The 4,818-nt window shown below is 33.1% G+C and carries 6 protein-coding genes; all 6 read left to right on the plus strand.

From position 1 onward, the window contains the following. The first annotated feature begins 340 nt into the window (after positions 1 to 340). The 6 genes from K1X16_RS17625 (at position 341) to K1X16_RS17650 (ending at position 4,541) form a co-directional block, all read left to right on the plus strand. On the plus strand, positions 341 to 568 hold the full coding sequence (locus K1X16_RS17625; RefSeq protein WP_225037389.1) for a hypothetical protein: 228 nt from the start codon (positions 341 to 343) through the stop codon (positions 566 to 568). Positions 569 to 720: 152 nt separating this feature from the next. Next, positions 721 to 1,329 carry a hypothetical protein gene (locus K1X16_RS17630; protein WP_225037390.1) on the plus strand — a complete coding sequence of 203 codons (609 nt, stop codon included), beginning with the start codon at positions 721 to 723 and terminating at the stop codon, positions 1,327 to 1,329. A 167-nt stretch (positions 1,330 to 1,496) separates the two neighbouring features. Then, entirely contained in the window at positions 1,497 to 2,153 is a 657-nt protein-coding gene (locus tag K1X16_RS17635; protein ID WP_178983664.1) for a hypothetical protein, read from the plus strand. Positions 2,154 to 2,701: 548 nt separating this feature from the next. After that, positions 2,702 to 3,094, plus strand: coding sequence for a hypothetical protein (locus K1X16_RS17640; protein ID WP_225037391.1), 393 nt, complete (start codon positions 2,702 to 2,704; stop codon positions 3,092 to 3,094). Continuing rightward, positions 3,094 to 3,540, plus strand: a complete 447-nt coding sequence (locus K1X16_RS17645) for a UPF0158 family protein (protein WP_068483067.1) — start codon at positions 3,094 to 3,096, stop codon at positions 3,538 to 3,540. The genes K1X16_RS17640 and K1X16_RS17645 overlap by 1 nt, the downstream gene beginning before the upstream one ends. Before the next feature lie 131 nt (positions 3,541 to 3,671). Continuing rightward, positions 3,672 to 4,541 (plus strand): cation diffusion facilitator family transporter, encoded by an 870-nt coding sequence (locus K1X16_RS17650; RefSeq protein ID WP_225037392.1) that lies wholly within the window; start codon positions 3,672 to 3,674, stop codon positions 4,539 to 4,541. Positions 4,542 to 4,818: the final 277 nt, after the last annotated feature.

Genomic DNA, 4,818 nt, shown 5'->3' on the forward strand with positions numbered 1-4,818 from the left:
GGTTTTTTGGAAAGAAAAAATTAAATTGTACCATAACCAATTTGCAACTTTTGTTGCGTTAAGGCCTTGAATGTACCGAATGAATAAAGAAAATGTCTTATTAATATTGTGGATAATCTTCGGATTTATATTCATTAGCGGAATTGACTCAATTTTATATTTTGTAGTTTACTTAATATATTTTGCTAAATCGGAATTAGGACTTTCGTACGGAATTATGAAATTCTCGATGCCGATTATTACTCTGATTTTATATGTTCTGACTACATTTCTGATTTTAAAAAAACTTAAACGGGATTCAAACTCGTCTGGAATTTATTTGACTAAATTCCCCAAAAAAATGTTTATTGTACTTGCTATAATTGCGCTGACTTTAAATCCAATTACGCATAAATTATCTGGACTTTACGCAGAACATTCAACCAGAATGGAAAACATTGACACTTCTGATTTTCTTCAAGTTTACGGTTGGATGACTTCGGGAATATACTTTTCAAGGTGGTTGATTTTAATGACTTTATCAATATTATTTATTAAAAAACTAAACGGAATTGAAAATAAAAACTAACCACAACACCGTATAAAAAAAATTGCTAATTTTAGCTAAACCAAAGTTAGTTGCTCGTTTGCTAGCTTCTGATTTTCCTTCGGAAAATCCTCGCACACAAACACGCAACTTTCCTTATACATCAACGTTGTGCGTCATTTAAAAAAATCTAGATGGATAAAAAATTTCTGATTTTAATTTCCGCTTTAGGAATTTTATTTAGTTCGTGCGAACAAAACAAAAAGGACGAAAAAAAGGAACAAATCGAACAAAAAAACCAAGAATTAGAACCACTCGGAATGATAAAATTATATAAAAGTATTGACAGTAAGCTACATTATTGGGAAACGTGGGACAAAGACACTAAAACTGGAATTGTTCATTGGGGAGAAGTCGGAACTCAAGGTCAATTCAAAGAAGTGAAATCTGGGTTAATGACCAATTACGCTAACAAAGTCCGAAAAGAAATGGAGGAGAAAAGAAAAGAAGGTTTCTCGGAATTTAATGAAGACAACTATGCATTCCTAGAAATCGAATACAAAATTGACGGATTTGGAACGGAAGAGGATTTGGACAAAAGACATAGATTAGAAAGTAAAATGGATGAAGTATTGGGCTGGACAGGACTTGGAAACACAGACGGAGGAAGTATTGGAAGCGGAACTATGGAAGTTGGCTGTATTGTAGTTGACTTTGAAATTGCTAAAAAAGTAGTGGAACACAGTTTAAAAAATACGGAATTTGAAAACTATTCTAGGATTTTTAATATGGGTGAGGAATAAAAACGAACGCACAACAATGGCTATAAGTAATTGCTTGTTCTCACCTACTTCTGAAAATCCTCGCGGATTTTCAGTTTGGTGTGTACTTGCTAAGTTAAGTGCTAACCCACGCAACTACTCATAGCCGAGACCGTTGTGCGTCATTAAAACAAACCCTTGAAATCAGAATGAAATTATTAAATACAATCGAAATTGAACCTTGGGATTATGCGAAAAACGAATATGAATCACCTTCTGTTTCGAAAGCTGAAAACCCAAAAGGCTGGAGCGATTTCTGGTACAAATGTATTTCTGATAGTAATTTACAAGACTTACAACCGATTGAACTTGGCTCATACTTGGTTGACATAAATAAAATCGGAGAACCTGAATTAAAAACCATTATTGAAAAAGAACTTAAGGACGTTGATTTGTCAGATTATCAAGAATACGTTGGACAAATAATTGGCGGAATTGTAGTTTTAGAAAATGAAATGATAATACTTGAACCAACTTGTTGCGGAGATTTATCTGATATTCAAAACTGGGAAGAAGTTGGAAATACGGAATTAAATAAATGGACTCAATTATGGATTGGACATCCTTGGGTTTTCTACAAAAGAACTGACAATTACATTGCAATATCCGATTACACTGATTACAATTTAGAAGACTTTAAAAATATATCGGAAAAACATAAGCTTTCAGAACAAGAGCTTTTGTCTGAAATTAAAACAAGTCGGAAAAGCCAAATCGAATTTGAAAACCGAATAAGTAAAATTTTAAAAGAAATGGAAATTAATAATGCTAATGAAATTGCTAAATTGATGACCGGAAATAAATAACGAACGCACAACACCGTGTATAATTAATTGCTTGGTTCTTGCCTACTTGCGAAAATTCCTGCGGAATTTTCACGGGTTCGTAAAAGTTTACTAATTTAGTTGCTTAACCACGCAACTAACCATACACAATCACGTTGTGTTTCATTGCGGAACTCACTCGAAACGGAAAAAAACCTAGTTTGATTTTCGGATTTTTTTTTGATTTTAAGAAAGTAAAAACCGAAAAATAGCATTGCGGAATTTCAAAAATCGCATCGGACTTTTAGCTTGTTTGCGAAATAGAAACTCAAAAAAACTCTGACTGACCAAAGCAGGGCGCAACTGTTGCGTCGGACTGATTAGCGAAACGCAAAAAATAAGATTTACGGCTGACCAAAAAGTGTAAAAAACAACGAAAACACAACACCGTGTATAATTAATTGCTTTTTTGTGCTTACTTACGAAAATTCCTGCGGAATTTTCTCTGGCAAGTAAAAGTTTGCTAAATTAGCTACCGAACCACGCAACTAACCATACACAAACACGTTGTGCGCAAGCTGACAAAACCGATGGACAAAGCAATAAGCGAAATAATTGAAAGACTGAAAAAGTATCCGAATGCCGATTATAAACTGGACGAAAATTCAGTTATCGTAAAGAAAAATAACGACAACGGATTTTCAGTATCGTTAACTTCAAATGGAAACGGAAATTATACTGTTGCATTTGATATATGGCACGAGGAATTTGATAACGAAATCGATGCTTTGAATTGTTTTGCGTTCGGACTTTCCAAAGATTGCCGATTAAAAACAGTCAAAAAAAGTGGTAGACCAATAAAATGGACTGTACAATCTAATGAAAATGGGAATTGGATTGACGGAAGTACGACTGGATTAATTAACTTGGCTTTTTGGAAAAAATCGGAAGTGGTTTATCTACATAATGATTTGATTAAATAATGAACAGCTCTCAATCGAATATAATCAGAGAAATTGCGCAAGAATTGGATTGCGGAAATGATTGTTATTATAATTTTAAGACCAACGAAATTTTAGCAATTCCGAATTTCTCGCAAGTATTCGACGAAGAAGAGTTTAAAGAATCTTTTCAAGAAAGTTTAGAAAAAATAGAAAAACATAAATCGGAATTTATAACAATTGAGGTTTTAGAAAGTTTTGAATCGTTTAAAATTATAGAACGATTTGTTGAGCAAATACCTGACCAAAAACTTAAAGAGCAATTAGAGGATATTTTGACAAACAAAAAACCTTTTCAAAATTTTAAGCATAAAATCGACCATTCAGAATTTAGAAAAAATTGGTTTGAATTTAAGCAAAGTGAATTGGAAAAAATAGTAGAAAATCAATTAAACAAAGGAAAAGCCAGCGCACAACACCGTGTATAATTCATTGCTAGTTATAGCCTACTTACGAAAGTCCTCGCGGACTTTCTATCTGTGATTTATTTGCTAACTTTAGTGCTTAAACACGCAACGAAATCATACACAAAACCGTTGTGTGCAACCTAAAAAAACGAATGAATAACGAACAAACTGCAATACGAACAACTTATTTCAGTATAATTGGAAATACGACTTTAGCCTTGATAAAAGGATTTGCGGGATTTTTTGGGAATTCTTATGCGTTAATTGCAGATGCGATTGAATCAACAACAGACATTTTTGCTTCACTTTTAGTTTTATTGGGGTTTAAATATGCCAAACGACCAGCGGACGAAAACCATCCTTACGGACACGGAAAAATTGAACCTTTAATTACATTTGGAGTCGTTACTTTTCTTGTGGTTTCTGCTACAATAATTGCATATGAAAGTATCCAAAACATTCAAACACCTCATAAAATTCCGAAATCTTGGACTTTGATTGTTTTGGGACTAATAATAGTTTGGAAAGAAATCTCTTTTCAAATCGTAATTAGAAAAAGTAAACAAACCAATAGTTCTTCACTTAAAGCAGATGCTTGGCATCATAGAAGTGATGCAATTACTTCGGTAATGGCATTCATTGGAATTTCAATAGCAATAATATTCGGTAATGGCTATGAAACTGCTGATGATTGGGCAGCCTTATTTGCTTCAGCGTTTATCTTATATAACAGTTATTTAATATTAAGACCTGCATTAGGAGAAGTTATGGACGAGCAACTTTATGACGACCTAATACTTGAAATTAGAGAAAAATCAATAGAAGTTAAAGGTGTTTTGGACACGGAAAAATGTTTTATCCGAAAATCAGGAATGAAATATCACGTTGATTTACACGCAATTGTAAATAGTGAAATAACAGTAAAATCAGGGCACGATATTGCACATAAATTAAAGGACTATTTACGAGAAGAAATACCGAATTTAGGACACGTACTAATTCATATTGAACCGAATGAATAAAAGGCAGCACACAACAATGTATAAAAAAAATAGGGCGGTAAGTGCTTAATCGAAAGGTCCGTGCGTATTTGCCAAGTCGCCAAATTTTTAAATTTGGCATAATTAAAAAGAATAAGATAATTAACAAAATTTAAAAATTCGGCTTGTACATAATCCGAAAAGTAAGCGTCTACAACTGCCCTACTTTTCTTATACGAGACCGTTGTGTGCAATTGCAGATTTTCTTCGGTCAATATTTACAAGGTGTACGGAAAAATAGCTAAGGACGTTTTATTTT

The sequence above is a fragment of the Winogradskyella sp. SM1960 genome, assembly GCF_020179375.1.
GTDB lineage: Bacteria > Bacteroidota > Bacteroidia > Flavobacteriales > Flavobacteriaceae > Winogradskyella > Winogradskyella marina.

Excerpts from the sequence above, each read along its gene's own strand:
- K1X16_RS17625 (WP_225037389.1), top strand. The coding sequence starts at position 341 with ATGTTTATTGTACTTGCTATAATTGCGCTGACTTTAAATCCAATTACG.
- K1X16_RS17630 (WP_225037390.1), top strand. The coding sequence starts at position 721 with ATGGATAAAAAATTTCTGATTTTAATTTCCGCTTTAGGAATTTTATTT.
- K1X16_RS17635 (WP_178983664.1), top strand. The coding sequence starts at position 1,497 with ATGAAATTATTAAATACAATCGAAATTGAACCTTGGGATTATGCGAAA.
- K1X16_RS17640 (WP_225037391.1), top strand. The coding sequence starts at position 2,702 with ATGGACAAAGCAATAAGCGAAATAATTGAAAGACTGAAAAAGTATCCG.
- K1X16_RS17645 (WP_068483067.1), top strand. The coding sequence starts at position 3,094 with ATGAACAGCTCTCAATCGAATATAATCAGAGAAATTGCGCAAGAATTG.
- K1X16_RS17650 (WP_225037392.1), top strand. The coding sequence starts at position 3,672 with ATGAATAACGAACAAACTGCAATACGAACAACTTATTTCAGTATAATT.